The 24,863-nt window shown below is 41.2% G+C and carries 26 protein-coding genes; 17 read left to right on the top strand and 9 right to left on the bottom strand.

The features are described 5' to 3' along the window. Positions 1–393 precede the first annotated feature (393 nt). Positions 394–918 (top strand): REP-associated tyrosine transposase, encoded by a 525-nt coding sequence (locus tag AN393_RS15180; protein ID WP_055018540.1) that lies wholly within the window; start codon positions 394–396, stop codon positions 916–918. Positions 919–1,038: 120 nt separating this feature from the next. Here the strand turns inward: AN393_RS15180 and tusA are convergent, their stop codons facing one another. The 3 genes from tusA to fadB form a co-directional block, all read right to left on the bottom strand. Continuing rightward, positions 1,039–1,278 carry a sulfurtransferase TusA gene (tusA, locus tag AN393_RS15175; RefSeq protein ID WP_055018539.1) on the bottom strand — a complete coding sequence of 80 codons (240 nt, stop codon included), beginning with the start codon at positions 1,276–1,278 and terminating at the stop codon, positions 1,039–1,041. A gap of 244 nt (positions 1,279–1,522) precedes the next feature. Further along, the gene (fadA, locus tag AN393_RS15170) at positions 1,523–2,692 is read right to left on the bottom strand and encodes an acetyl-CoA C-acyltransferase FadA (RefSeq protein ID WP_055016201.1); all 1,170 of its coding nucleotides are present in this window, start codon (positions 2,690–2,692) and stop codon (positions 1,523–1,525) included. A gap of 4 nt (positions 2,693–2,696) precedes the next feature. Next, a complete protein-coding gene (fadB, locus tag AN393_RS15165; protein ID WP_055016200.1) occupies positions 2,697–4,856 on the bottom strand; it encodes a fatty acid oxidation complex subunit alpha FadB in 2,160 nt (719 codons plus the stop codon). Positions 4,857–5,151: 295 nt separating this feature from the next. Between fadB and AN393_RS15160 the strand changes: the two genes are divergently transcribed. The 8 genes from AN393_RS15160 (at position 5,152) to AN393_RS15125 (ending at position 12,959) form a co-directional block, all read left to right on the top strand. Beyond that, a complete protein-coding gene (locus tag AN393_RS15160; protein WP_055018538.1) occupies positions 5,152–7,038 on the top strand; it encodes a transglycosylase SLT domain-containing protein in 1,887 nt (628 codons plus the stop codon). Positions 7,039–7,222: 184 nt separating this feature from the next. Beyond that, positions 7,223–8,545, top strand: a complete 1,323-nt coding sequence (pepQ, locus tag AN393_RS15155; RefSeq protein ID WP_055016198.1) for a Xaa-Pro dipeptidase — start codon at positions 7,223–7,225, stop codon at positions 8,543–8,545. A gap of 86 nt (positions 8,546–8,631) precedes the next feature. Beyond that, entirely contained in the window at positions 8,632–9,246 is a 615-nt protein-coding gene (locus tag AN393_RS15150; RefSeq protein WP_055016197.1) for a YigZ family protein, read from the top strand. Positions 9,247–9,459: 213 nt separating this feature from the next. Next, a complete protein-coding gene (locus AN393_RS15145; protein ID WP_055018537.1) occupies positions 9,460–10,911 on the top strand; it encodes a TrkH family potassium uptake protein in 1,452 nt (483 codons plus the stop codon). Positions 10,912–10,940: 29 nt separating this feature from the next. Continuing rightward, a complete protein-coding gene (locus AN393_RS15140) occupies positions 10,941–11,603 on the top strand; it encodes a flagellar brake protein (RefSeq protein ID WP_055018536.1) in 663 nt (220 codons plus the stop codon). 461 nt (positions 11,604–12,064) lie between these two features. After that, positions 12,065–12,277, top strand: coding sequence for an EF-hand domain-containing protein (locus AN393_RS15135; protein WP_055016194.1), 213 nt, complete (start codon positions 12,065–12,067; stop codon positions 12,275–12,277). 143 nt (positions 12,278–12,420) lie between these two features. Beyond that, a complete protein-coding gene (locus AN393_RS15130) occupies positions 12,421–12,633 on the top strand; it encodes a calmodulin (RefSeq protein ID WP_055016193.1) in 213 nt (70 codons plus the stop codon). A 110-nt stretch (positions 12,634–12,743) separates the two neighbouring features. Continuing rightward, positions 12,744–12,959: an EF-hand domain-containing protein gene (locus tag AN393_RS15125; protein ID WP_055016192.1), complete on the top strand. Its 216-nt coding sequence runs from the start codon at positions 12,744–12,746 to the stop codon at positions 12,957–12,959. An 86-nt stretch (positions 12,960–13,045) separates the two neighbouring features. Here AN393_RS15125 and trkA read toward each other — a convergent pair whose 3' ends face one another. The 4 genes from trkA to def form a co-directional block, all read right to left on the bottom strand. Continuing rightward, positions 13,046–14,422, bottom strand: coding sequence for a Trk system potassium transporter TrkA (gene trkA / locus AN393_RS15120; RefSeq protein WP_055016191.1), 1,377 nt, complete (start codon positions 14,420–14,422; stop codon positions 13,046–13,048). Positions 14,423–14,496: 74 nt separating this feature from the next. Then, complete coding sequence (gene rsmB / locus AN393_RS15115; RefSeq protein ID WP_055016190.1) at positions 14,497–15,792, bottom strand: 16S rRNA (cytosine(967)-C(5))-methyltransferase RsmB; 1,296 nt, start codon at positions 15,790–15,792, stop codon at positions 14,497–14,499. After that, complete coding sequence (fmt, locus tag AN393_RS15110) at positions 15,785–16,738, bottom strand: methionyl-tRNA formyltransferase (RefSeq protein WP_055018535.1); 954 nt, start codon at positions 16,736–16,738, stop codon at positions 15,785–15,787. The genes rsmB and fmt overlap by 8 nt, the downstream gene beginning before the upstream one ends. A 21-nt stretch (positions 16,739–16,759) precedes the next feature. After that, positions 16,760–17,266, bottom strand: a complete 507-nt coding sequence (def, locus tag AN393_RS15105) for a peptide deformylase (RefSeq protein ID WP_055016188.1) — start codon at positions 17,264–17,266, stop codon at positions 16,760–16,762. Between the two features lie 119 nt (positions 17,267–17,385). On the opposite strand from def, the gene AN393_RS15100 reads away from it, so the two are divergent. From AN393_RS15100 to hemF, 6 genes are all read left to right on the top strand, one after another. Next, positions 17,386–18,507 carry a LysM peptidoglycan-binding domain-containing protein gene (locus AN393_RS15100; RefSeq protein WP_055018534.1) on the top strand — a complete coding sequence of 374 codons (1,122 nt, stop codon included), beginning with the start codon at positions 17,386–17,388 and terminating at the stop codon, positions 18,505–18,507. A gap of 31 nt (positions 18,508–18,538) precedes the next feature. Next, positions 18,539–19,630, top strand: coding sequence for a DNA-processing protein DprA (gene dprA, locus AN393_RS15095; RefSeq protein ID WP_055016186.1), 1,092 nt, complete (start codon positions 18,539–18,541; stop codon positions 19,628–19,630). A 1-nt stretch (position 19,631) separates the two neighbouring features. After that, on the top strand, positions 19,632–20,105 hold the full coding sequence (locus AN393_RS15090; RefSeq protein WP_055016185.1) for a DUF494 family protein: 474 nt from the start codon (positions 19,632–19,634) through the stop codon (positions 20,103–20,105). Between the two features lie 97 nt (positions 20,106–20,202). After that, entirely contained in the window at positions 20,203–20,778 is a 576-nt protein-coding gene (locus AN393_RS15085) for a type I DNA topoisomerase (RefSeq protein ID WP_055016184.1), read from the top strand. Positions 20,779–20,799: 21 nt separating this feature from the next. Continuing rightward, positions 20,800–21,363 (top strand): L-threonylcarbamoyladenylate synthase, encoded by a 564-nt coding sequence (locus AN393_RS15080; RefSeq protein ID WP_055016183.1) that lies wholly within the window; start codon positions 20,800–20,802, stop codon positions 21,361–21,363. 1 nt (position 21,364) lies between these two features. After that, the gene (gene hemF, locus AN393_RS15075; RefSeq protein ID WP_055016182.1) at positions 21,365–22,315 is read left to right on the top strand and encodes an oxygen-dependent coproporphyrinogen oxidase; all 951 of its coding nucleotides are present in this window, start codon (positions 21,365–21,367) and stop codon (positions 22,313–22,315) included. A gap of 58 nt (positions 22,316–22,373) precedes the next feature. Here hemF and AN393_RS15070 read toward each other — a convergent pair whose 3' ends face one another. Beyond that, complete coding sequence (locus AN393_RS15070; RefSeq protein ID WP_055016181.1) at positions 22,374–22,811, bottom strand: group II truncated hemoglobin; 438 nt, start codon at positions 22,809–22,811, stop codon at positions 22,374–22,376. A 53-nt stretch (positions 22,812–22,864) separates the two neighbouring features. Between AN393_RS15070 and aroE the strand changes: the two genes are divergently transcribed. Together aroE and AN393_RS15060 are read left to right on the top strand one after the other, a co-directional pair. Further along, the gene (aroE, locus tag AN393_RS15065) at positions 22,865–23,689 is read left to right on the top strand and encodes a shikimate dehydrogenase (protein ID WP_055018533.1); all 825 of its coding nucleotides are present in this window, start codon (positions 22,865–22,867) and stop codon (positions 23,687–23,689) included. After that, positions 23,686–23,946: a DUF1488 domain-containing protein gene (locus tag AN393_RS15060; protein ID WP_055018532.1), complete on the top strand. Its 261-nt coding sequence runs from the start codon at positions 23,686–23,688 to the stop codon at positions 23,944–23,946. The genes aroE and AN393_RS15060 overlap by 4 nt, the downstream gene beginning before the upstream one ends. Here AN393_RS15060 and AN393_RS15055 read toward each other — a convergent pair. After that, positions 23,929–24,465, bottom strand: coding sequence for a gamma carbonic anhydrase family protein (locus AN393_RS15055; RefSeq protein ID WP_055018531.1), 537 nt, complete (start codon positions 24,463–24,465; stop codon positions 23,929–23,931). The genes AN393_RS15060 and AN393_RS15055 overlap by 18 nt on opposite strands. Positions 24,466–24,863: the final 398 nt, after the last annotated feature.

Here is a 24,863-nt window from a genome sequence, read left to right as displayed (position 1 = left end):
TCGTAAATCAAAAGCGTTATAAAAGATAAGTAGATTTTAAGTAGGTTGGGTAGAGTGAAACGAAATCCAACATATGCGGTGAATAGAACTATGCTGGTGGTTATCAAATTCGTTGGGTTTCGTAAAACTCAACCCAACCTACATCAATAATAATTTTTATTGATTGTATGTTTATGAGCTTAGTTAGTCTAACTACAGTCGTAAATCAAAAGCGTGATAAAAGATAAGTAGATTTTAAGTAGGTTGGGTAGAGTGAAACGAAACCCAACATATGCGGCGAATAGAACTGTGCTGGTGGTTATCAAATTCGTTGAGTTACGTAAACTTGTCTTGATTACAATTAACAAAACTAATCTATACTCTTATTTATCTGTTTATTTTATGGATAAAAATATGCGTTATAAGCGTATGTTAGAGGCGGGCGCATGTTATTTTTTTACGGTAAATTTAGAAGATAGATCTCAGTCTTTGCTTGTGGAAAATATAGAGTTATTACGCCGTGTATATTCAAAGGTGGCAAAAAAGCATCCAATAAAGACGATTGCAATTGTTATCATGCCCGATCACCTTCATGCTATTTGGCAATTACCTAAAGGTGATAGTAATTACGCAATGCGTTGGCGACTTATTAAATCAGGCTTTTCTCGAGAGCTGCCATCAACAGAGTTTTGTAATAAAAGTCGAATAGCCAAAGGTGAGCGCGGGATTTGGCAGCGTCGCTATTGGGAACATAAAATTAGGGATGAAGAAGACTTAAACAACCATATTAATTATATTCACTACAACCCGGTGAAACATAACCATGTTATTAAAGTGAATGATTGGCCATTTTCAAGTTTTCATCAATACGTCAAAAATTCTAAACTAAGCCAATATTGGGATTGCAATAGTGATTCGTGCACTTTGTATGATGAATAATATTTCGGTGGGATAAAACAAGTTGGGTTTCGTAAAACTCAACCCAACCTACATTTGGCTTATGCTCTTGACGATGCGTTAAATATTAAAAAACCAACTTACTAAACTAACTTTCAAACCTTAAAGCCCTTTCTTCACCACATACCTATACGGTGCTTCTTCAACATCTTTAGCAACCAGCGTGTGATCCATGAACGTACAAAAGCTTGGAATATCGCGAGTGGTTGAAGGGTCGTCGGCAATAATAAGTAGTGTTTCACCCTCATTAATTTTGCGAATAGCAGCGCGAATCATCATTACAGGTTCTGGGCAGCGTAGGCCTATGGCGTCTAATTGGTGATCGGGGTTATCAAAGCTCATAAAAAGTTACCTGTAAAAATAGTCGCGGCTTGGTTAGGTCGGGTAGTTTAGCGCAATTAATCTGTTTGGTTAACTGTTTTGCATATAACGGGTAAGGGTAAAACAGTAAAAAATAATCTGGTTTAATACACCCGATCACATTATTCATATCAGCAATAAGCTGGTGGCATAAAAAAAGGCGAACTAACTTGCGCTAGCTCGCCTTTTTAATCACCAAGATGGTTTTACATGTTTAAGCTAATAGTTAGTCTTGAACACGTTCAAATACAGTCGCGATGCCTTGGCCTAAACCAATACACATAGTGGCTAAACCGTATTTTGCATTTTTATCTTCCATTAAGTGGATAAGCGAGGTGCTAATACGCGAACCCGAACAACCTAGTGGATGACCAAGTGCGATTGCGCCGCCGTTTAAATTCACTTTTTCATCAACCACGTCTGCTAAACCTAAGTCTTTAAGTACAGGCAGTGATTGTGCCGCAAAGGCTTCGTTAAGCTCTGCTACGTCAATGTCATCAATAGTAAGACCTGCTTGTGCAAGTGCTTTTTTACTTGCTGGTACTGGGCCGTAACCCATAATTGATGGATCGCAACCTGCAACAGCCATTGCTTTAACGCGTGCACGAATTGGTAAACCAAGCTCTTTAGCTTTTTCTTCGCTCATTACTAACATCGCTGATGCGCCATCAGAAAGTGCAGAAGACGTACCCGCAGTAACCGAGCCAGAAGCCGGGTTAAATACTGGGCGAAGCTGAGATAAACCTTCTACCGTTGTTTCAGGACGAATTACTTCATCATCTTCAACTAAAATTAAAGAACCATCAGCTGCGTGACCTTCCATTGCTAAAATTTCGCGGCGGAAACGGCCTTCAACTGTTGCAGCATGTGCACGTTGATGTGAGCGGTATGCAAATTCGTCTTGCTGCTGGCGGCTAATACCGTGGATAGTCGCAAGGTATTCTGCAGTTAAACCCATAGAGCCAGATGCTTGTGCAATTGAAGTTGCTAAGCCAGGGTGAAAGTCGTTACCGTGAGTCATAGGAACATGACCCATGTGCTCAACACCACCAATTAGGTAAGTGTCGCCAGCGCCTGTCATAATAGCGCGTGCTGCGTCATGCAATGCTTGCATTGACGAGCCACATAAACGGTTAACGGTTGTAGCAGGTACAGAGTGTGGAATACCCGCAAGTAACGAGGCGTTACGTGCAACGTTAAAGCCTTGCTCTAGTGTTTGCTGTACACAGCCCCAATAAATATCGTCAATTGATGCAGGGTCAACTGCTGGGTTGCGCTCTAATAACCCTTTCATAAGGTGAGCACTTAAATCTTCCGCACGCTTGTTTTTAAATACGCCGCCTTTTGAGCGACCCATTGGTGTGCGGATACAATCTACAATTACTGGATTATTCATGATATTAACCTTCCACCTTATAGAAAACACGACCTTCTTCGGCCCATTTGCGAGTTTGCTCTGATACTTGGTAAATCGCACCTAGGTGAGCATATTTGTCTGCTGCTGCAACAAAGTTAGCTAAACCTGTTTGATCTAAGTAACGGAACGCGCCGCCTCTAAATGGAGGGAAACCAACGCCGTATACAAGGGCCATATCAGCTTCTTGAGGAGAAGCAACAATGCCTTCTTGTAAACAAAGAAGCACTTCGTTGATCATTGGAATCATACAACGGTCAATGATTTCTTGTTTATCAAATTCTTTCGGTGCATCAGTAATTGGTGCTAGTAGCTCAACTGCTGTTGCATCGCTTGATTTTTTAAGACGACCACGACGGTCTGTTTCGTACTTGTAAAAACCTGCTTTGTTCTTTTGACCAAAACGTTTTTCGTTAGCAAAAACAGTCACCGGATCTTTTTCTGCACGTGCCATACGCTCAGGGAAACCGTCTGCCATTACACCAGTACAGTGGTAAGCTGTATCAATACCTACAACATCAAGTAGGTAAGCTGGGCCCATTGGCCAGCCAAATACGTTTTCCATTACTTTATCTACTTTTGCAAAGTTAGCGCCTTCAACAACGAGTTTGCTAAAGCCTGCAAAGTAAGGGAATAAAACACGGTTTACAAAAAAGCCTGGGCAATCGTTTACAACAATTGGTGACTTGCCAAGTTTAAGGGCGTAATCAACAACAGCGTTAATTGTTTTATCAGAGGTTTTTGTACCACGGATAATTTCTACTAATGGCATTTTTGGCACTGGGTTGAAAAAGTGCATACCACAGAAGTTTTCTGGCTTATCGAGTGCTTCTGCGAGTAAATCAATACAGATAGTCGATGTGTTTGACGTAAGTACCGTACCTTCTGGCAGGTTCTTTTCAAGGTCGGCTAGTACTGCTTGCTTAACTTTAGGGTTTTCTACAACGGCTTCAACAATAATGTTGGCGTTTTGAAGGTCTGCATCATTAAGCGTTGGCTTAATTTTGCTAAGCGTTGCCAGCATTTTTTCCATTGGCATGTGGCCGCGTTTAACTTTTGCACCAAGTAGTTTAGATGCTTCACCCATACCTAAATCAAGCGCATCCTGTTGGATGTCTTTCATTACAATTGGTGTACCTTTATAAGCAGACTGGTATGCAATACCGCCGCCCATAATACCCGCGCCTAATACAGCCGCTTGTTTAATTTCTACATCGCTGTGTTTAGCAAGCTTGCGTGCTTTACCTTTAATAAACTGGTCATTTAAGAAAATGCCCGTTTGTGCAGCAGCTTCGTTAGTACGTGCAAGTTTTGCAAAGTTAGCATTTTCGATTGCCATTGCTTCGGTGCGATCACAGTTGGCCGCTGCTTTAATAGTGCGAACTGCCATAACCGGTGCAGGATAGTGGCCTTTGGTTTTACCCATTACCATACCTTCTGCCATCGCAAAGCTCATGCCTTGCTCAACACGGTTTAATTTAAGTGGCTGAAGTTTTACGTTACGTTTTGCTTGCCAATCTAACTTGCCTGCAATTGCTAATTCAAGTGTTGCTAGGCTTGACTCTAGTAGTTTGTCAGCACTAACTACCGCGTCAAACGCACCTACTTTTAGTGCATCAGCGGCGCGATTTTCTTTACCTGAGGTAATCCAAAGCATGGCGTTATCAGCGCCAATAATGCGTGGTAAGCGCACTGTGCCACCAAAACCAGGCATTATGCCAAGTTTAACTTCTGGTAAGCCCATTTTTGCAGTTTCACTTGCAACACGATAATCGGTAGCAAGTGCCCACTCACACCCGCCACCAAGTGCCAAGCCGTTTATAGCGCTAAGAGTTGGGTATGGTAAGTCTTCGATTGCGTCAAAAACGTCGGTTGCGTTTTTAATCCACGTTACTAATTCTTCTTCTGGTTTAGTAAATGTTGGTAAAAATTCGAAGATATCTGCGCCAATTATAAAGTGGTCTTTATCACTGGTAAAAATCATGCCTTTGATATCAGAATTAGACGCTAATTCTTTTAATGCTGCTGCACAATCTGAAAGAGTTTGCTGAGATAGTGTGTTTACAGAGCCTGCAACACAAAACTTAAACTCGGCGATGTTTTCCTTTAGGAAGCTAACTTCAAAGGAATCGCTTTTATATAACATTATTATTCTCCCTAGTTGACGAACTAAGACTGGTACGATGAGTTTGCATTTCGACCAGTGTGCTTGCTTTAAAATTAAAATGCAACGAAAAATTTAACTCGGTTACAAACGGCTGGTTAAAATATAGCTGGTTTGGTGCTAAGGTGTACTGGAATGTGCGAAAGGTACTCATTAATTATCATGAGTGCGTAAATTAAATGATGTTCATATTTTATTAAAGGCACTCTCATTATTGTTTTAGTGTCCCAATCTGGAAATTATTAACCCTGACAGGTCATTAAACCTAAAGGATATTATGAAAAAAATTTTATTAAGCGCTGTGGCAGCTGCCTTTATTCTTCCTTTTAGTTCTGCCCAAGCGAGTATCGATAATGACGCGTTTTTAGATGCAGAAAAGAAAGTGCGCTATGGAAGTTACCAAGACTTTAAAGAAGCAATAAACGGGTTAGATCATCCGCTAAAGCCGTATGTCGAAAAAACATATTGGCAACGCCATCCTAATATTAAGTATCAAAGCGAAATAGAAAATTACCTAACCATTTATGAACATACCCCGCTTGAGTGGCCGGTACGCAAAGCATGGTTGGAGTATCTTGAAAAAAATAATAAAAAAGCCGCTTATATAAAAAACTACCGAGAAACGTCTAACGTAGCGCTAACATGCACGTTTTTAGATTTTCAACTTGATTTAGGGGCGCCAGAAAAAGCCATTTTTAATCAAGTTACCGATTTATGGACGGTGGGTAAGTCGCAACCAAATGAATGCGACTCGCTATTTTCACAATGGCGCAAAAAAGGCTATTTAAATAATGAGCGTGTATGGAAGCGCATAACGCTTGCAGCGCAGGGCGGTACCCAAAGTTTACTGCCTTATTTAAAAACGTTGTTACCTAAAAACGAGCGTTACTTAGCCGATTTATATTTAAAAGTACGCCGTGACCCAAGTGCTGCAGCGGGGTTATATCGGTATAAAAATAAGTCGGCAAAAGAAGGCGAAATAGCCATTTACGGAGTTAAGCGTCTAATTTGGCGCGATAAAGCGCTGGCTTTAAGGGCCTGGCAAAAGCTAGAAAAAATGTTTAACTACAGCGACGAAGAAAAAGCAGATTTATATTACACGTTTGCTTTATCGCTTGCTTCAAGTGGGCACAAGCAAGCCAGCTTTTGGCTTAATAAAGTGCCAAAAGCGCGGCAAGACAAAAAGTTAATTCAGTGGCAACTTGGTAATATGCTCAAAACCCAAGACTGGGAAGGCATAGCAGCTTTTTTTACGGGTAAAGATAATTTAAGTTTAGGCCAGCAGTATTGGCTGGCTTATAGCTATGCTAAGCGAGGGGAGCAACAAAGAGCAGAAGAAATTTGGGCTAAAGTAGCCACAAATCGCGATTACTATGGTTTTTTAGCGGCGGCACGTTTAGGGCTGCCGGTCGATTTAAACAATCACCCTTTAGAGGTTGACCAAAAACTGGTGGATAAAGTGATGAATGCGCCGGGCTTTAAACGCGCAAAAGCACTTTACGAACTAGAGCGTTTCACCTCAGCACGCCGAGAGTGGAATTACTTAACCAATACCTCTACCGACGAAGAAAAACTGGCGGCCTCAAAAGTAGCAGCGCAAAACAATTGGCACGATAACGTTATATTTACGTTAGCTAAAATAAAAGCGTGGGATTATGTCGAACTGCGTTTTCCGTTTGCATTTCAAGATATTTTTGAACGTTATAGCAAGCGTAACAAAATAGATCCCGCGTGGAGTATTGCCATTGCGCGGCGTGAAAGCTCGTTTGCACCCGATGCACGATCCCACGCTAATGCACGCGGTTTAATGCAGCTGCTACCTAGCACGGCAGAATACGTTAACAAAGCGACGGTATCGAGTACGCGTTTGTATCAACCTAAAACCAATATACGCTTAGGTACTAGTTACTTGCAGTACTTGAAAAAGAAAAACAAAGGTAATGAAATACTCGCTACGGCATCTTATAACGCAGGGTATCATCGTATTAAACGTTGGTTACCTGACGAAGCTATACCCGCAGAGCTATGGGTTGAGCTGATCCCCTATAGAGAAACACGAGATTACGTAAAAAACGTGTTTGCTTATCGCCAAGTTTACCACACCCGAATGGGCCGAGAAGGAAACGTGCTCGCGCCGTTACTCAATATGAAAATGGGTGGGTAAATTATGTAATACTAATAGCCTTAAATATTTAGCAATTCGAGCGTGCTAAATAAAGGGCTAATAACTTAACACGATGGGTATAAGTATTAGGGGGATATTTACATGTTAAATATCCCCCTTTTTTGAGCGCTTTACGTTTAAGTGGTAGACTCAAAGCAAGTTAAATTTAACAGATGGATTAACAATGGATAAATTAGCCGTTTTATATGCAGAGCATATTGCCACATTACAACAACGTACGCGTACAATTTGTGACCGTGAAGGGCTCGAGGGTTTAGTTATTCACTCAGGCCAAGCTAAGCGCCAGTTTTTAGACGACATGTATTACCCATTTAAAGTTAATCCACACTTTAAAGCATGGCTTCCTGTTATTGATAATCCACATTGTTGGATTGTGGTAAATGGGAGCGATAAACCTAAGCTTATTTTTTACCGCCCCGTTGATTTTTGGCACAAAGTGCCCGATGAGCCACGCGATTTTTGGGCTGAGTACTTTGATATAGAATTATTGCTACAGCCTGATCAAGTTGAAAAACTATTACCTTACGATAAGGCTAAGTATGCTTACATGGGCGAATACCTAGAGGTAGCACAAGCGCTAGGTTTTAGTATTATGAATCCAGAGCCAGTACTTAATTATTTTCACTATAACCGCGCCTATAAAACACAGTACGAGCTTGAATGTTTACGCCAAGCTAACCGTATTGCGGTAGATGGGCACAAAGCTGCACGCGATGCCTTTTACAATGGTGGTAGCGAATTTGATATTCAACAAGCGTACCTTATGGCTACACGCCAAAGCGAAAACGAAATGCCGTATGGCAATATAGTTGCGCTTAACGAAAATTGCGCTATTTTGCATTACACGCATTTTGAGCCAACAGCACCACTTACTCATAATTCGTTTTTAATCGATGCTGGCGCAAACTTTAATGGTTATGCCGCAGATATAACCCGTACGTACGATTTTAAAAAGCAGGGTGAATTTGCTGAGCTAGTACAAACAATGACGCAAATACAAATTGAGCTAGGCAACGCCTTAAAGCCAGGCATGTTGTATGGCGATTTACACGTTGATTGTCATAACCGTATTGCCCAAGTACTGAGTGACTTCAATATTGTAAACTTACCTGCCACAGAAATTGTTGAGCGTAAAATTACTTCAACGTTTTTTCCTCATGGTTTGGGCCATCACCTGGGTTTACAGGTGCATGATATGGGCGGTTTTATGCGTGATGATAAAGGCACGCACCAGCCATCGCCTGAAGGGCACCCATTTTTACGCTGCACGCGCTTAATAGAGAAAAACCAAGTGTTTACTATTGAACCAGGGCTTTACTTTATAGACTCGTTATTAGGTGATTTAGCGCAAACCGACAGTAAACAGTTTATTAACTGGGATAAAATCGAGACGTTAAAACCATATGGCGGTATTCGTATTGAAGACAATATTATTGTTCACGAAGACAGCCTAGAAAATATGACTCGAGATTTAGCGCTCGACTAAGCTAATAAAGACGAGTTCGCTAATACGCGCTAAAATACGCGAATACAAAGGGGCCTTTTGGCCCCATTTTTAATTGAGCTTTAATTATGTCTGAATATAAATACCCGGCTGCTGATGTGTTTCATCAAGAAGAAATTAAAAAGAGCACCTTTATTGTGCATATTGCCCACACACCAGACCTTAATGCAGCTAAAGCCTTTATTAAAAGTATTGAAGAAAAGTACCCCGATGCACGTCATAATTGTTGGGCCCACGTAGCGGGTAACCCAGGTGGCAGCCATGTTTATGGTTTTTCTGATGATGGCGAGCCAAATGGCACTGCAGGAAAACCCATGCTTAATGTGCTGGTGGGCTCTGGGCTTGGCGAAATTACTGCAGTAGTTACCCGTTATTTTGGTGGTATAAAGCTTGGTACTGGAGGGTTAGTGCGTGCCTATGGCGGATCGCTAAATAACGCACTTTCGCAGCTAAAAACGGTAACAAAAGTACCAAGTATCGAGATTGTTGGCCAAAGTGAATACAGCATGCAGGGCGCTATAGAGCAGTTGTTAAAAACCAACTATCAAGTACTTAATATAGAAAAACAATTTACTGCTAATATTGAATGGGTTATTACTATTGATAGTCGCCAAGCTAATCAGGCCATTAAAGATATTTTTGATTTAAGCCATGGCGCAGTTGAGTTAACTATCAAAGAGTAAGACAATAACTTATAGCAATCCGCATAATTAAGTGATCTATTTTGAGGATGGATAAACGTGTTGATAGCAAGGCAAAAAATTCGCTATTTAGTTATTCTAAATGAGAATTTTTTAACGCAGATAGCGACACGTTTAGCCCCTGAAAATGATTAAATATTATTGCGGATTGGTATTACACACTTATATTTACTAATAATAAAAGCGATAAGCTACATGCAATTTCGTACCATCATAAAAATCCTTGGCCAACTAGTTGCGCTGTTTAGTATTACCATGGTGCCACCTGCGGTGGTGTCTTTATTTTATAAAGATGGTGGTGGTGTTCCTTTTGTATTAGCGTTTATATTTAGTGTGGTAATTGGTTTAACAGCCTATTACCCAAACAGGCATGAAAACGGCGACTTAAAAGCGCGCGAAGGCTTTTTAATCGTTGTCCTGTTTTGGCTGGTACTAGGGGCGTTTGCATCGTTACCGCTGATTTTTTTACAAGAGCCTAACTTATCTATGGCCGATGCGGTGTTTGAGGCCTTTTCTGGCCTTACAACAACTGGTGCCACTGTACTTACCGGTATTGAATACCTGCCTAAGTCTGTTTTGTTTTATCGCCAGCAATTACAGTGGTTTGGCGGTATGGGTATCATTGTACTTGCTGTTGCTATACTGCCTATGCTTGGGGTCGGTGGTATGCAGTTATACCGAGCTGAGATCCCAGGTCCTGTAAAAGATTCAAAAATGACCCCCCGCATTGCCGATACCGCAAAGCACCTTTGGTACATTTATGTGTCACTAACTATTTCGTGCATGTTGGCCTATTGGGCGGCAGGAATGGAGTGGTTTGATGCCATATGCCATGCGTTTTCTACCGTGGCGATTGGCGGGTTTTCTACTTACGATGCCTCAATAGGGCACTTCGACAGCCCTGTGATTAATTTTATTTGTGTATTCTTTTTAATTATTGCTGCGGTTAACTTTTCGTTGCACTACGCGGCAGTAGCAAGTCGTAATATTCAGGTGTATATACGCGACCCCGAATTTAAAGTGTTTTTACTGATACAGTTAGCGCTGGTGGTTATTTGTTTTACCGTGCTTTCATCTCACGAAATATTTGCCGATGGCGATGAAACACTCGACCAAGCCTTGTTTCAGGCTGTTTCTATGAGTACCACAGCCGGCTTTGCTACCGACAACTTTTCCACATGGCCGTTGTTTTTGCCTATATTACTTATTTTTTCGAGCTTTATAGGTGGCTGTGCAGGTTCAACCGGTGGTGGTATGAAAGTCGTACGCGTGTTTTTACTATACCTACAAGGCATACGTGAGCTTAACCGCTTAGTGCACCCACGCGCTATATACTCTATTAAGCTGGGTCGTAAAGCCTTACCCGATAAAGTAGTCGAAGCCGTATGGGGGTTTTTCTCAGCGTATGCATTGGTGTTTATTATTATAATGCTGGCGCTAATGGGAACCGGTATGGACAACATTACCGCGTTCTCGGCTACAGCGGCGTGTTTAAATAATTTAGGCCCGGGCTTAGGTGATGTTGCATCGCACTATGGGGCAGTGAGCGATGGTGCTAAATGGCTATTAACGATTGCCATGGTATTTGGTCGCTTAGAAATATTTACCTTACTCGTGCTATTTACGCCGACCTTTTGGCGTGGGTAATAATATATAAATGATGCTTAGGAACAGGCATGCCACATTCTAATTTAGATAAATTACACCAGTTAACAACAGGGCAAGTAGTCGACTTGGAAATTGTTACGCCTACTAGTAGTAAACGTGTAAAAACAGAGTTTATTGGTTTGCTAGAAAACAAGTTTATTATTTTAAATTACCCAAGTTCAAAACGATTACCTGCTGCTAATGATTATTTGCGTGACGGTGTAATGGTCGTAGTAAGAGCGGTTATTGAAGGCAGTGGCGGGCAAGTAATAGCATTTAGGCAGCAGGTGATGTCGATAGCTTCACATCCTACTAGGCTCATTTTTATTAATTACCCTACACAAGTTCAGTTATTTGCTTTGCGCGCGCAAACACGCATACCGACCTTATTACCTGCAAAATTAACGCTCAGTGACGATAGAGTACTTGAAGGGGTGATTAAAGATATTTCGCTTACCGGGGTGATGTTTGATGTACGCGGCGATCAAAGCGACGAAAATATAAAAGATATGCAATGTACGGTGACGGTTGATACCAACAATAAAGCATTTACTGGCGAAATATGCAGTGTAAAACCGCACGCCGCGGGGGTTAATTGCGGTATTAAGCTTTTAGCCAGTGAAGAGGAAATGAAGGCGTTTATGAAAGAGCATTTTATTGATCCCGCTATACTCGAGCTGCCATTAGATTAAGCGGTTTCGCTTAATAGCAACAAATGGTCGTTTTTTACTTTAATGACCATAAAATTTTTTAAAAAACACAAAAATTAATTTTTTATTACTATAAAATCAATCATATAGCTGTCTTTTACTAGTAAGCTAATTTTATATTTTAGCTCCCCTTACACCTAAATTTTAGCCTCCTTTCTTGAAAACTTATCACTGTTGCAATTTAAGCTAAAAATTGTAGCTTTTTTATTATGTGTAAGTTATTGAATTAATTGCACTTATAAAATAAGTAATTCTTCTTGTTGCTAGTTTGCAACAAAAAAATCGCCTCAATTTATTAAAAATCGCTAAAACCTATTTTAACTATATGAAAAATATAATGTTTTAAAAACTGGCATTTAAGTTGTAATAGTCTGGTTGTACTGAACAAACGTGATTTAAAGTAAACCACTTAATCGCACACATATACTTGAAGGAATTATATTATGAAAAGCATTAATAAAACTTTAGCACTTATCGCCCTAGCTTCATCATCAGCAGCATTTGCAGCAACCGATTTTGATACGTTAGATGTAGATGGCAGCGGCACAATCAGCAAATCAGAAGCATCTATTGATGCAAAACTGATGAGTATGTTCTCAGAATTAGATACTGACCAAAATGGTGAGTTATCAAAAGAAGAATTTTCAAAAGCTTAATATGTGATAACAATCCTGAGTTGCCAATGACAACCTAAGTAGGCAAGGGAGCTTACGAAAAAGGATAACAAGGATGTGAAAATCATTAATTTAAAAATATGACTTATTAAACTTAAGTAACTTGTATATTGAAGGATTAAATTATGAAGCATTTAAATAAAGCGCTGGCACTAATAGCAATTGCCTCTTCTTCAGCTGCAATTGCAGCAACAGATTTTGATACGTTAGACGTAGATGGCAATGGTGCAATCAGCCAAGCTGAAGCATCGGTTGATGCGGATTTAATGGCTGAATTTGTTGAACTAGATACCGATGGAAATGGTGAGCTTTCAAAACAAGAGTTCTCTAAGTACTAATCTTTAATTTGTATAAATACTTGATAATGTAAATTGTCAAAAGCACTTTTAGTTAATTTTTTAAACTCATGGATCTCAGAAAAGGATTTCCTCTTAATTAGGACACAATTATGAAAACATTCAATACAGCCCTTGCCGTTATCGCATTAGCTTCTTCATCAGTGGCGTATGCTGCAGTCGATTTTGCCTCGTTTGATGCCGACGGTGATGGTGCAATTTCAAAGCAAGAAGCGCAGGTAAATTCACAGCTAGTGAAAATTTTTGACCAGTTAGACACTGACGGTAATGGTGAAATTTCTGAGCAAGAATTTTCAAAAGTACAGTAAGTCTTAGTTGCTGAGCAAGGAAGCTTAGTAAGCAAAAAAACATACTCCACTAAAGCCGCCTTAGTCAGCGGCTTTTTTGTGTTTAACTATAAAAATATAGCACTCACTTGGAATAGCTTTTCGACTACATTGATGTGCTTTTTATCAATTAAAAACATAATAACGTGATCGCCAGACATAATAACAGTGTCGTCGTGGGCTATTAGTACGTCGTCATTGCGTACAATAGCGCCAATTGTTGTACCTGCAGGTAGCTTGATATCGGCGATAGCACGACCAACTACTTTTGATGTGTTTTCATCGCCATGGGCCACGGCTTCAATAGCCTCTGCTGCCCCTTTACGTAACGAGTACACGTTAACAATATCGCCACGGCGCACGTGCGTTAGCAGCGCTGAAATAGTTGCTTGTTGTGGTGATATAGCAATATCTATTTCACCTCCTTGCACTAAATCAACATATGCCCCACGCTGTATAAGCACCATGGTTTTTTGTGCGCCCATGCGTTTTGCAAGCATGGCCGACATTATATTTGCTTCATCGTCGTTGGTTACGGCAATAAATACATCAACTTGCTCTATGTGCTCTTCTGAAAGTAACTCTTGGTCTGAGGCGTCACCACAAAACACAACGGTGTTATCGAGCATTTCAGAAAGTTGTTCTGCACGCTCTTTACTACGCTCTAGTAACTTAACGCTGTGGTTTTTTTCGAGTGAACGAGCAAGGCCTGCACCAATGTTACCGCCACCAGCTATCATAATTTTTTTGTAGGAACGTTCAAGCTTTTGCAGCTCATTCATAACGGCGCGAATATGTTTAGTGGCAGCAATGAAAAATACCTCATCGTCCGCTTCGATTACTGTGGTCCCTTGTGGTTTTATGGCTTTACCTTGGCGGTAAATCGCTGCTACGCGAGTTTCTACATTCGGAATATGTTCTTTTAAAGCAGAAAGCGCATAACCGACTAATAAGCCGCCATAGTAGGCTTTTACTGCTACAAGTGAGAGCATACCATCGGCAAATTGCAGTACTTGCAGTGCGCCTGGGTAATCTATTAAACGGCGAATATATTTGGTAACAAGCGCTTCGGGGGCAATATAATGATCAACCGGAAGGTCGTCGTTATGAAATAGTTTTTCGCGGTATTTTAAATATTGCTCTGATCGGATACGGGCTATTTTAGTTGGCGTATTAAAAATACTATACGCAACTTGGCACGCCACCATATTGACTTCATCTGAGCTGGTTACTGCAATAATCATGTCGGCGTCTTCAGCACCCGCACGTCTGAGTACGTCTGGATGGGCACTGTGACCAGCAACCCCTTGTAAGTCGTACTTATCTTGCAGCTCTCGTAAGCGGTTGCCATCTATATCAACAACGGTTATTTCGTTTTGTTCGCCAACTAAGTTTTCAGCAAGCGTACCACCGACTTGTCCGGCACCGAGTATGATTATTTTCATTATTTACCCGAATTACTGTTTAATTAAAAAATAGCCATTTACTGTTTAATAAATGGCTATTGAGTGTACGGCTATTAGGCTTTTTTAACTAGCTTAGCGTAATAAAATCCGTCGCTTTCACCTGGTAGTAATTGTAAACCAGGGTTGATAACCGTGTCGTTGTCGTGCAGTGGTATATGCTCAACGTCACTATTATTAGCTAAAAATTTAGCGACTTGCTGTTGGTTCTCTTGCGGCAGTACCGAACAGGTTGCGTATATCATAGTGCCACCTGGCTTGAGTAGCGGCCAAATGCTATTGAGTATATCGCTTTGTAGTTTAGCTAAATCTTCAATGTCTGATGCGCGGCGAAGCCATTTTATATCTGGGTGGCGGCGTATAACACCGGTTGCCGAACACGGCACATCCAATAAAATACGGTCAAACTGTTGATCGTCCCACCATGTGTGCGGCTGCGAGGCGTCTGCACATTGTAGGTCTGCGCCTAAGCCGATACGGGTCAAATTTTGTTTAACACGCTCTAGACGAGTGGCGTCACTATCAAGTGCTAATACTTCTGCATCGGCAAGCTCTAATATATGACATGTTTTACCGCCAGGTGCTGCACAGGCATCTAAAATGTATTCATCAGCTTGAGGAGCCAAAAAACGTGCGGCTAATTGCGCTGCAGCATCTTGCACCGAGCAGGCGCCCACATCAAATTCTGGCAGTGAGAATACATCACGTGGCTTAGCTAGTTTAATACCATCAACAAACTCTGGATTTAATGTGTGTTCAATATCGTTAGCCGTTAACATTTCGCTGTATTGTTGCGTGCTGTATTGGGCTTGATTAACACGTAACCACATAGGAGCTTGTTGTTGGTTTTCTTCAAGAAGCGCTTCCCAGTTGTCTGGGTAGGCAGCTTGCACTTGCTTAATAAACCAGTTTGGATGGTTATATAAACACACTGGTATTTGCTTGGCTTTTTCTTCCAGCTCGCTTTGTTGGCGCTGAAAACTTCGCAAAATAGCGTTGATTAAGCCTTTTAAACCTAATGCACGCATTTGGCCTAGTGCATTAACGGTTTCTGAAATAGCGGCATGCGGTGGCACGCGCATATGCTGCAGCTGATAAATACCTACATACAACAAAAACTGAAAAATACGGCGTTTACCCTTAAGTGGCTGCTCTACTAAATGTTGGCAGTAGTTTTCAAGGCTAGGTAGGTAGCGTAATACGCCATAACAAATTTGCTGTAATAGTGCTTTGTCTTTCGGGGGCAGCCCTTGACTGGCAAATGGCAGTTCTTGATTTAGCGATGCGCCTTTATCAACCACGTTATATAAAGTTTCTGCGGCAAGCGCACGTACGTTTTGAACATTACTCATTGTTTTCGCCTAATACGGTGCCTGGTGTTACCCAGTCACTACGACCATTTAAAAAGTCGCTAATTGCCATTGGTTTTTTTCCTTGTGGTTGCAGCTGTGTAATACACAATGCCTGCTTACCACATGCCACTATAATGCCGTTTTTATCGCTTGATAAAACTTCGCCGGCACTGCCTGTTTGTTCAACGACTGAAGCTTGGTAAATTTTTACGCTTTGCTCACCCATTTGAGTAAAGCACACAGGCCATGGATTGAACGCACGAATATTACGCTCAATTTGAACGGCATCCATTGTCCAATCAATATTTGCTTCCTCTTTTGAAAGCTTTTTAGCGTAATTTGCCTGCTCGTCGTTTTGTGGCTCAGCAGTAAGTTCGCCATTGGCTAACTTATTAACGGTTTGAATAAGCGCTCCGGGACCAAGTTCAGCTAGTTTAGTGTATAAGCTGGCACTGGTTTCATCTGCAGCAATAGGGCAGCGGCTAATATGTAACATGTCGCCGGTATCAAGCCCTTCATCCATTTGCATTATGGTTACACCGGTTTCTTCATCGCCAGCCCAAATTGCCCGCTGTATTGGCGCAGCACCGCGCCAGCGCGGTAAAATAGAGCCATGCACATTTAAACACCCTAAGCGTGGCGCCTCCAAAATGGCTTTGGGTAAAATTAAGCCATAAGCCACCACAATCATGATATCGGCATTTAAGCTTTTAAGCTCTGTTAGGGCCTCTTCATTTTTTAATGATTGTGGCTGAAAAACAGGTAGTTCATGTTCAAGCGCAAGCGCTTTTACTTCACTGGCTTTTAGCTTTCTACCCCGCCCAGCAGGACGGTCTGGTTGGCTGTAAACACCAACAATTTGGTGTTCGCTTTGAATTAACGCTTGTAGGTGACGAGCGGCAAAGTCCGGCGTACCGGCAAATATAATGCGTAGTGGTTTTGTCACTGAGTTTTCCTAAGGTGCTTATTACTTCGCGGCAAATTTAGCTTCTTTTTCAAGCTTTTTGCGAATACGTTGACGCTTTAATGGCGATAGGTAATCAATAAATAGTTTACCTTGTAAGTGATCGAGTTCGTGTTGAATACAAATAGCTAATAACTCATCTGCATCTAGTACAAATTCTTCACCGTTTTCGTTAAGAGCAGCAACGGTTACGGTTTCAGCACGGTCTACTTTTGCGTAAGAGTTAGGCACTGATAAACAGCCTTCTTCGCTAATTGTTGAACCATCTTTTTTAATAATTTGTGGGTTAATTAAAACCAGTGGTTCGTCGCGTTCTTCTGATACGTCGATCACCACAATACGTTGATGAATATCAACCTGTGTAGCAGCTAGCCCAATGCCGTTTTCATCGTACATTGTCTCTAGCATGTCTTTTACTATTTGGCGAACGTTGTCATCAACCTGTGCAACTTCTTTTGCTACCGTACGTAAACGCTCATCTGGAAATCTTAAAACTTCTAACCTAGCCATAGTTACCTTTTTACACTTGTGCTTAATTTAGGGTATTGTATGCTCTTATTTTAGCCATTCGCGTTCCCCTTTAACAGGTTTTGGTCAATAATAATGAAAAAACAATACAAGGAAGCCCAATGAAATCCCAATTGGCTGCAATTATGTTTGCACTAAGCACTGCCTTTCCAGCAGTTGCTGATGTTTTACAAATAAAAAAAGATGCTCCAAAACAATATGTTGTAAAAAAAGGCGATACCCTTTGGGATATTTCCGGCATTTATCTAGAAGAGCCATGGCTGTGGCCAGAGCTTTGGCAAATGAACCCGCAAATAGATAACCCGCACCTGATTTATCCAGGCGATGCACTCGCGTTAGTGTATGACGCCGACGGTAACCCGCGTTTAGTCATTAATAAAGCGTACAGAAAATTATCGCCACAGGGGCGTATTACACCAAAAGGTAACAACGCCATTACCACTTTGCCACTTGAAATAATTAAACCTTATTTAAGTTATGAGCAAGCGATTAACAGCGATGACATAGATGATAAGCCGTATATTTTAGGGGCAAACGAAAATACTAAAACGCAAACGTTAGGTCATATTTTATACGCCAAGGGCGATTTAAAAGTGCATAAAGCGTATGCTATTTATCACAAAGGCGAACCTTACATCGATACCCAAACTGGTGAAGAGCTAGCTATTCGTGCTACGTATGTAGGCATGGCTCGTGCATTTAGAACGGGTGATGAAAGCAATGGGGTTCCGTCCTCTTTACGTGTTGAGTCAGTAAAGCAAGAGATTCAACAAGGTGATTTTTTACTTCCCGCAATGCAAGGACAAATGTTACCAGCGTACTTTAATATGCATCGTCCACAGCAAAGTGTATCAGGGCGTGTTATTGCATCTCCACGCCAAGTAAGAGAATTCAGCACAATGGATGTAGTGGTGCTAAACTTAGGTGCTGAGCAACAAATAGAAGTTGGTCATATCCTCGATTTAGAACGCCAATCACCCACTGTTATTGATGGCCCGCGAGGACCGCGTTATCCAGAGGATTCGAGCAAGTTTGAAAAGCTTTTATCTGATGCGGGTGAATTTTTTGGTAGCGAGCCAAATGAAGACACCACAACATGGACAATGCCATACGAAAAAGTGGGTGAGTTAATAGTATTTAAAGTGTATGACAAAGTAAGTTATGCATTAATAACAAAAAATCAGCACCCAATTCGCGTTGGAGATAGTGTAGTAATTCATTAAGTTGTAGCGAGTCGGTGCTCTAGGAGAGAGCATGGATCAGTCATCTGGCAAGCTAGCCCATTGGCTTGCCTTTTATATGTGTAAAGGCTTAGGTATTAAAACACTGCTAGCCTTATCACATACTCACCCCCTCGAATCATTATTTGATTTAAACCAAAGTGAATTACAACAGCTTGGCCTAACCCAAAACCAAGCCTGCAACTTACTCAATACAAACTGGCAGCAAGTAAACCATTACGAGCAACAAATTCAGCAGCTGAACATTACGGTAGTATGTATTTTTGATGCGCTTTACCCCGCTGAATTAAAACACATAGCCAGTGCCCCTTTATTACTATTTTGCAAAGGCGATATAGCGCTATTATCTAGTCCTCAAGTGGCCATAGTTGGTAGTAGAAACGCAACACCTACGGGGCTTGAAATAGCTTCGGAGCTTGCATATCAGCTTACTTTAGCCGGTATTACTGTTACCTCGGGCATGGCGCGGGGAATTGATGGTGCCGCGCACAAAGGGGCATTAGCCAATAATGGCAATACAATTGGTGTATTAGGGACTGGGGTTGATATTTACTACCCCAAACGCCATAAATTATTAACAGACCAAGTATTAGAGCATGGCTTATTAATCAGTGAGTTTTTACCGGGGACCGCTGCTAATGCGCATAACTTTCCGCGCAGAAACCGTATTATATCGGGGTTGTCTTTAGGCGTGGTTATTGTAGAGGCTGAAATCAAAAGCGGTTCATTAATTACGGTGCGTTACGCTATTGAGCAAAATAAAGAGGTCTTTGCTGTGCCGGGCTCTATTAAAAACCCTTTATCGCAAGCGAGTCATTTTTTAATAAAGCAGGGCGCTAAGTTAGTCGAAAATGTAACAGATATTTTAGATGAGGTGAGCTTTTCTTACCAAAGCGGTCTATATAATAAAGAGGAACCTGTAAGTAAACAGCCGCAATGTGAGGTGTTAAATAGTATAGGGTATGAGGTGACGAGTGTTGATGAAATTGTAAATCGCACTAAGTGGCCAATCGATAAAGTGTTGGCAAGGTTACTCGATTTAGAATTAGACGATGAAATAGAGCGAGTATTAGACGGGTATATAAAGCTAAGCACAGGAAGGTAATATGTTTGATATTCTCATGTATCTTTTTGAAAACTACATTCACAGTGAAGCTGATATTTATATTGAAGAAAACGAGCTTACCGATGAATTACTTCGCGCGGGTTTTAATAAGACCGAAATTTATAAAGCGTTAAATTGGCTTGAGCAATTGGCTGATTTGCAACGCAGCGATGAGTCGCCTTACCTAATTACAAAGCCACACCAAGCAATGCGCATATTTACCGATAGCGAATGCAAAATGTTAAACGTTGAATGCCGTGGTTTTTTAATGTTTTTAGAACAAATAAGGGTGGTTAACAGTGTAACCCGTGAAATGGTCATGGACCGGCTTGCCGCATTAGATAAACTTTATATTTCGCTCGACGACTTAAAGTGGGTGGTGCTTATGGTGTTATTTAACGTACCAGGCTCAGAAGAGGCCTACGAGCAAATGGAAGACCTCATATTTGACGAACCCACCGAACTCCTACATTAAAATTGTATGCCAAACCACTTAAACATATATGCACAGCTTGTATCTTTAAGTGGTTTGGGTATATTAGGCGAAAATTCATCAACCCATTAGGAACCTCATGAGTAAAATCGACCATTCGCTTTTCTCGGCGGATAAACACGCCTTAGAAAAAGAATACGAAGTCTGCCCACAATGTGGTTCTGAATTAGTTATCCGTAACTCTAAAACAGGCCCGTTTTTGGGTTGTGCTAGTTACCCTAAATGCGATTTTATTCGTCCATTAGCGCATCACGACAGCAACGAAATTAAAGTTCTTGAAGATTCAGCCTGCCCACAGTGCACAAAACCGCTGGTGGTTAAAAACGGCCGTTATGGCATGTTTATTGGTTGTACAGGGTACCCTGAGTGTCATTACATCGCCCACGATGATGAGCCGAATAATAACGATGAAGTATTACCTAGCTGCCCTAAATGCAAAAAAGGGCAGCTTGTTGCACGCAGCAATAAATTTGGTAAAACGTTTTACTCATGCGACTGTTACCCGAGTTGTAAATACACTCTAAATAACAAACCCATAGCCAAGCCATGCCCTAAGTGCGATTGGCCGCTTGTTATTGAGAAAAAAATGGCCAATGGTATTGTGCTACAGTGCCCACAAAAAAGTTGCCTGCAAAAACTTACCACTACTGATTAATACAAATTTCTGGAGCATATTTTGTCAGACCTTTCTACATTGCCTACGGCTATATCTTGCTTAGAGCAAGGCGACGTTATTTTATATCCTACTGAAGCCGTTTATGGCTTAGGGTGTGATCCAGATAATCAGCAAGCTGTTGAGAAATTGCTAGAAATAAAACAGCGTCCCGTTGAAAAGGGCCTTATTCTAATCGCTGATAACTACGGTCAGTTATTAAAGTATGTTGACGATGTAAAGCTACCAATGGATAAGCGTGCTGATATTTTTTCTAGTTGGCCTGGTGCTATTACTTGGGTCATGCCTGCTGCTAAAAATACGCCTAAATGGTTAACAGGCCAGTTTGATACTATTGCTGTACGAGTAACAAATCATCCAAGTGTTAAGCGCTTATGCCAGAAATTAGGTAAGCCGCTGGTTTCTACTAGTGCTAATTTAACTGGTCAGCCCACGGTAACTAGTATTGAACAGGCGAAGCAGCAATTTGCAGAGCAAGTTGGCTTTTATGTTGACGAGCCGTTAGGCGGGAACACGCAACCCAGTACAATAAAAGATGCCATGACCGGCAAAGTGTTTAGAGGTTAATATGCAAAGCGAATTATTAGAACAAGTAAAAGCCTACTTTATGGCTTTGCAAGACACTATTTGCCAAGGCTTAGAGAAGGCTGATGGCAGTGCAAAGTTTGTAGAAGACAGTTGGCAGCGCGCTGAAGGTGGCGGTGGTCGTACCCGAGTGACCACTAACGGCAATGTAATAGAGCAAGGCGGCGTAAACTACTCGCATGTGTTTGGTGCATCTATGCCGGGCTCTGCGACCGCTCATAGGCCAGAGCTTGCAGGGCGAAGCTTTCATGCATGTGGTGTTTCATTAGTTATTCATCCAAAAAACCCACATGTTCCTACAAGTCATGCCAATGTACGCTTTTTTATAGCCGAAAAAGAAGGCGAAGAGCCTATTTGGTGGTTTGGCGGCGGGTTTGACTTAACGCCGTTTTACCCCGTTTTTGAAGATGTACAACACTGGCACCAAGTCGCACACGACATTTGTGCACCTTTTGGTGAACAAGTGTATCCAAAGTACAAAACCTGGTGCGATGAATATTTTTATCTAAAACACCGCGACGAAACACGCGGTGTGGGTGGCTTATTTTTTGATGACTTAAACGAGTTAGGATTTGAGCAGAGCTTTGCATTTATGCAGTCGGTTGGTAATGGCTTTTTAGATGCTTACTTACCTATTATTGAGCGCCGTAAAAATGATGAATTTACACAGCAACAACGTGACTTTCAATTGTATCGCCGCGGTCGTTACGTAGAGTTTAACCTTGTGTGGGATAGAGGCACTTTATTTGGCTTGCAAAGCGGTGGGCGCACAGAGTCTATATTGATGTCGATGCCGCCACTGGCGCGCTGGGAATACAACTATAAGCCCGCGCCCGACAGCGCAGAGGCTAATTTGTATCAATACTATTTACGTCCACAAGAGTGGCTAAGTACTAAACAGGCTGATTTAATAGCCAGAGAGTGGCAATTGTAAATAATAAAATGAGTTAAAAAAGGCGCATATCAGCGCCTTTTTGCTAAGTAGTTAATAATTAGTGCTCATTAATCATATGCGTGGCAAGTTGTCCAAAAGATTGCTTTAACCCTTCACGCAGTAGGGGGTTGTCTACTTCTATATCGAGGGTTTTATTCATACAATACATCCACTGATCGCGCAGGTCTTTATTTATATTAAACGGCATATGGCGCTTGCGTAGCATAGGTTGGCCATGCTTTTCAGTAAATAGGTTAGGCCCGCCTAACCAGCCTGATAAAAATTCAAAAAACACTTGGCGAATTCTATCTAATGGCAGAGGATGCATATCATATAATGGTTTGGCGTATTCATCGCTGGCCATTATGTCGTAGAATCTATTAGCAATAGCACGGGTACCTGCTTCTCCACCAATTATTTCATACGGTGTTTTCTCAGGAGTGGGCGCTGGTTGCTCAGGGGCTGGTTTAGATTTTGAAAAAAGTCGTTTAATCATATTACTTATCATCGTTAATAGGCAGTATATAGCTGCAAAGAGGTTGTTTTAAAATGGACAAATATGCGGTTTTTGGAAATCCAATCAAACATTCAAAATCCCCCGCGATACATAAACAATTTGCTGTATCTTTGGGTGAGCAAATCGACTACCGCGCAATATTAGCACCTATCGATGATTTTGAAAAAACAGTAACTGCCTTTTTTGAGCAAGGCGGGGTAGGCGCAAATGTAACTATGCCATTTAAAGAGCAAGCGTATGCCATGGCTGATGAACTCACCCCGCTTGCTAAAATTGTTGGTGCCGTTAATACACTTAAAAAACGCAAAGATGGCACGTTATTAGGCGATAACACCGATGGCGTAGGCTTTGTAAACGATTTACTTGCCAATGAAGCGATAATTACTAATAAGCGTATTTTGATTATTGGTGCGGGTGGCGCAGCAAGAGGGGTAATATTACCTTTACTTGAACACAACCCTTCAGAAATCATTATTGTTAATCGTACGGCAAAAAAAGCGCAAGACTTAGCTTTGCTATTTGCTGAATATGGAAAAGTTTCAGGCTATGGATTTGATGATTTGCCAGTAAGCGATTACTCACTAATCGTAAACTCTACATCAAGCAGTATGAATAACGAACTTCCGGCGCTTGATAAAAAACACTTAACTCGCTGTGATGTAGCTTACGATATGTTTTACTCCCAGCAAAATACCGTGTTTATGAACTGGGTTGCAGAGCATAATAACCACGCTAAGCTGTTAGATGGTAGTGGTATGTTGGTAGGTCAAGCCGCACAGGCATTTTTTGTATGGCGTAATAAAATGCCAGCCATACTTCCTGTTGTTAAAGCACTTAAACAAGGCATGCTTAAATGAATCAAGCCATACAGTTTATAGATAGACTCGAGTTTAGAGAACCTTACCACCAATTAGTCTTTTATGCACAAGTAACAGGGATGCTGGTGGAGTGTGTTATTGATCTACGTAACTTAGATTTAAAAGATGAAAGCCACGCAACGCAGCATTTTGATAAGTACCGATTTGATTATGAAGAATGTGCCGAGCAACTTATAGAAGATGAAAGTTATAACTCGGCAGGGCAAATAGAAGTGAATCTAGCCGATCTCAGCTAGATACTCGTCTTTTAATTGCACATAGTTATCTGCCGATACTTTTAAAAAAGCAAGCTCTTGCTCTGTTAATGGGCGAGCTTGTTTAACTGGACTACCAACATATAAATAACCAGACTCCAATCGTTTATTTGGCGGTACTAATGAACCCCCACCAATGATAACGTCGTCCTCTACTATTACATTATCCATTACAATAGCACCCATACCGACAAGTATACGGTTTCCAAGTGTACATCCGTGCAGCATAACCTTGTGCCCTACTGTCACATCATCACCAATAATAAGTGGGTAACCATCTGGGTTGTTTTTAGTGGCGCGCGATAAATGAAGAACACTACCATCTTGTATATTGGTACGTTCACCAATACGTATATAGTTAACATCACCTCGTGCTGCTACTAGAGGCCACACACTAGAGTTGTCACCAATAGTAATATCGCCTACCAAAACAGACGATTCATCAACATAAACAGATGAATTGAAAGAGGGAGTTATACCTTTATAAGAACGGATAGCCATATATATACCTTTTAAATACCAGTTATAGTTGTTTGAGTGTAACAGCAACACTTAAATAGTGGCCAGAAAAGGCCTGTTTTGGTTATAAAACTACCTGTTATAGAAGGTTTAGTTTATATATTGACCGAACAGTGCTTTTTTTTAGTTTTTCTTTAAAAAAGTGCTTGCGTAAAAATCTGTTCTCCCTATAATGCGACCCCACTGAGACGGGGTACGGCGACGCGCAGCGGACAACGCATGGCGAGGCACAACGGCTCAGAGAGTTAAGTAAAACTTAGGTTTTAAATCATCGCAAGAAAATTTAAAACAAAGTGTTGACTCGAAAAATAAAGGATGTATTATACGCATCCCTAGCGACAACGTCGCAACGTTCTTTAACAATATAAAGCAATCATCTG

Origin of the sequence: Pseudoalteromonas sp. P1-25 (assembly GCF_001401805.1) — a bacterium.
GTDB lineage: Bacteria > Pseudomonadota > Gammaproteobacteria > Enterobacterales > Alteromonadaceae > Pseudoalteromonas.
The sequence above is the reverse complement of the archived record's forward strand: the minus strand, read 5'-3'. Positions and strand labels throughout refer to the sequence as shown.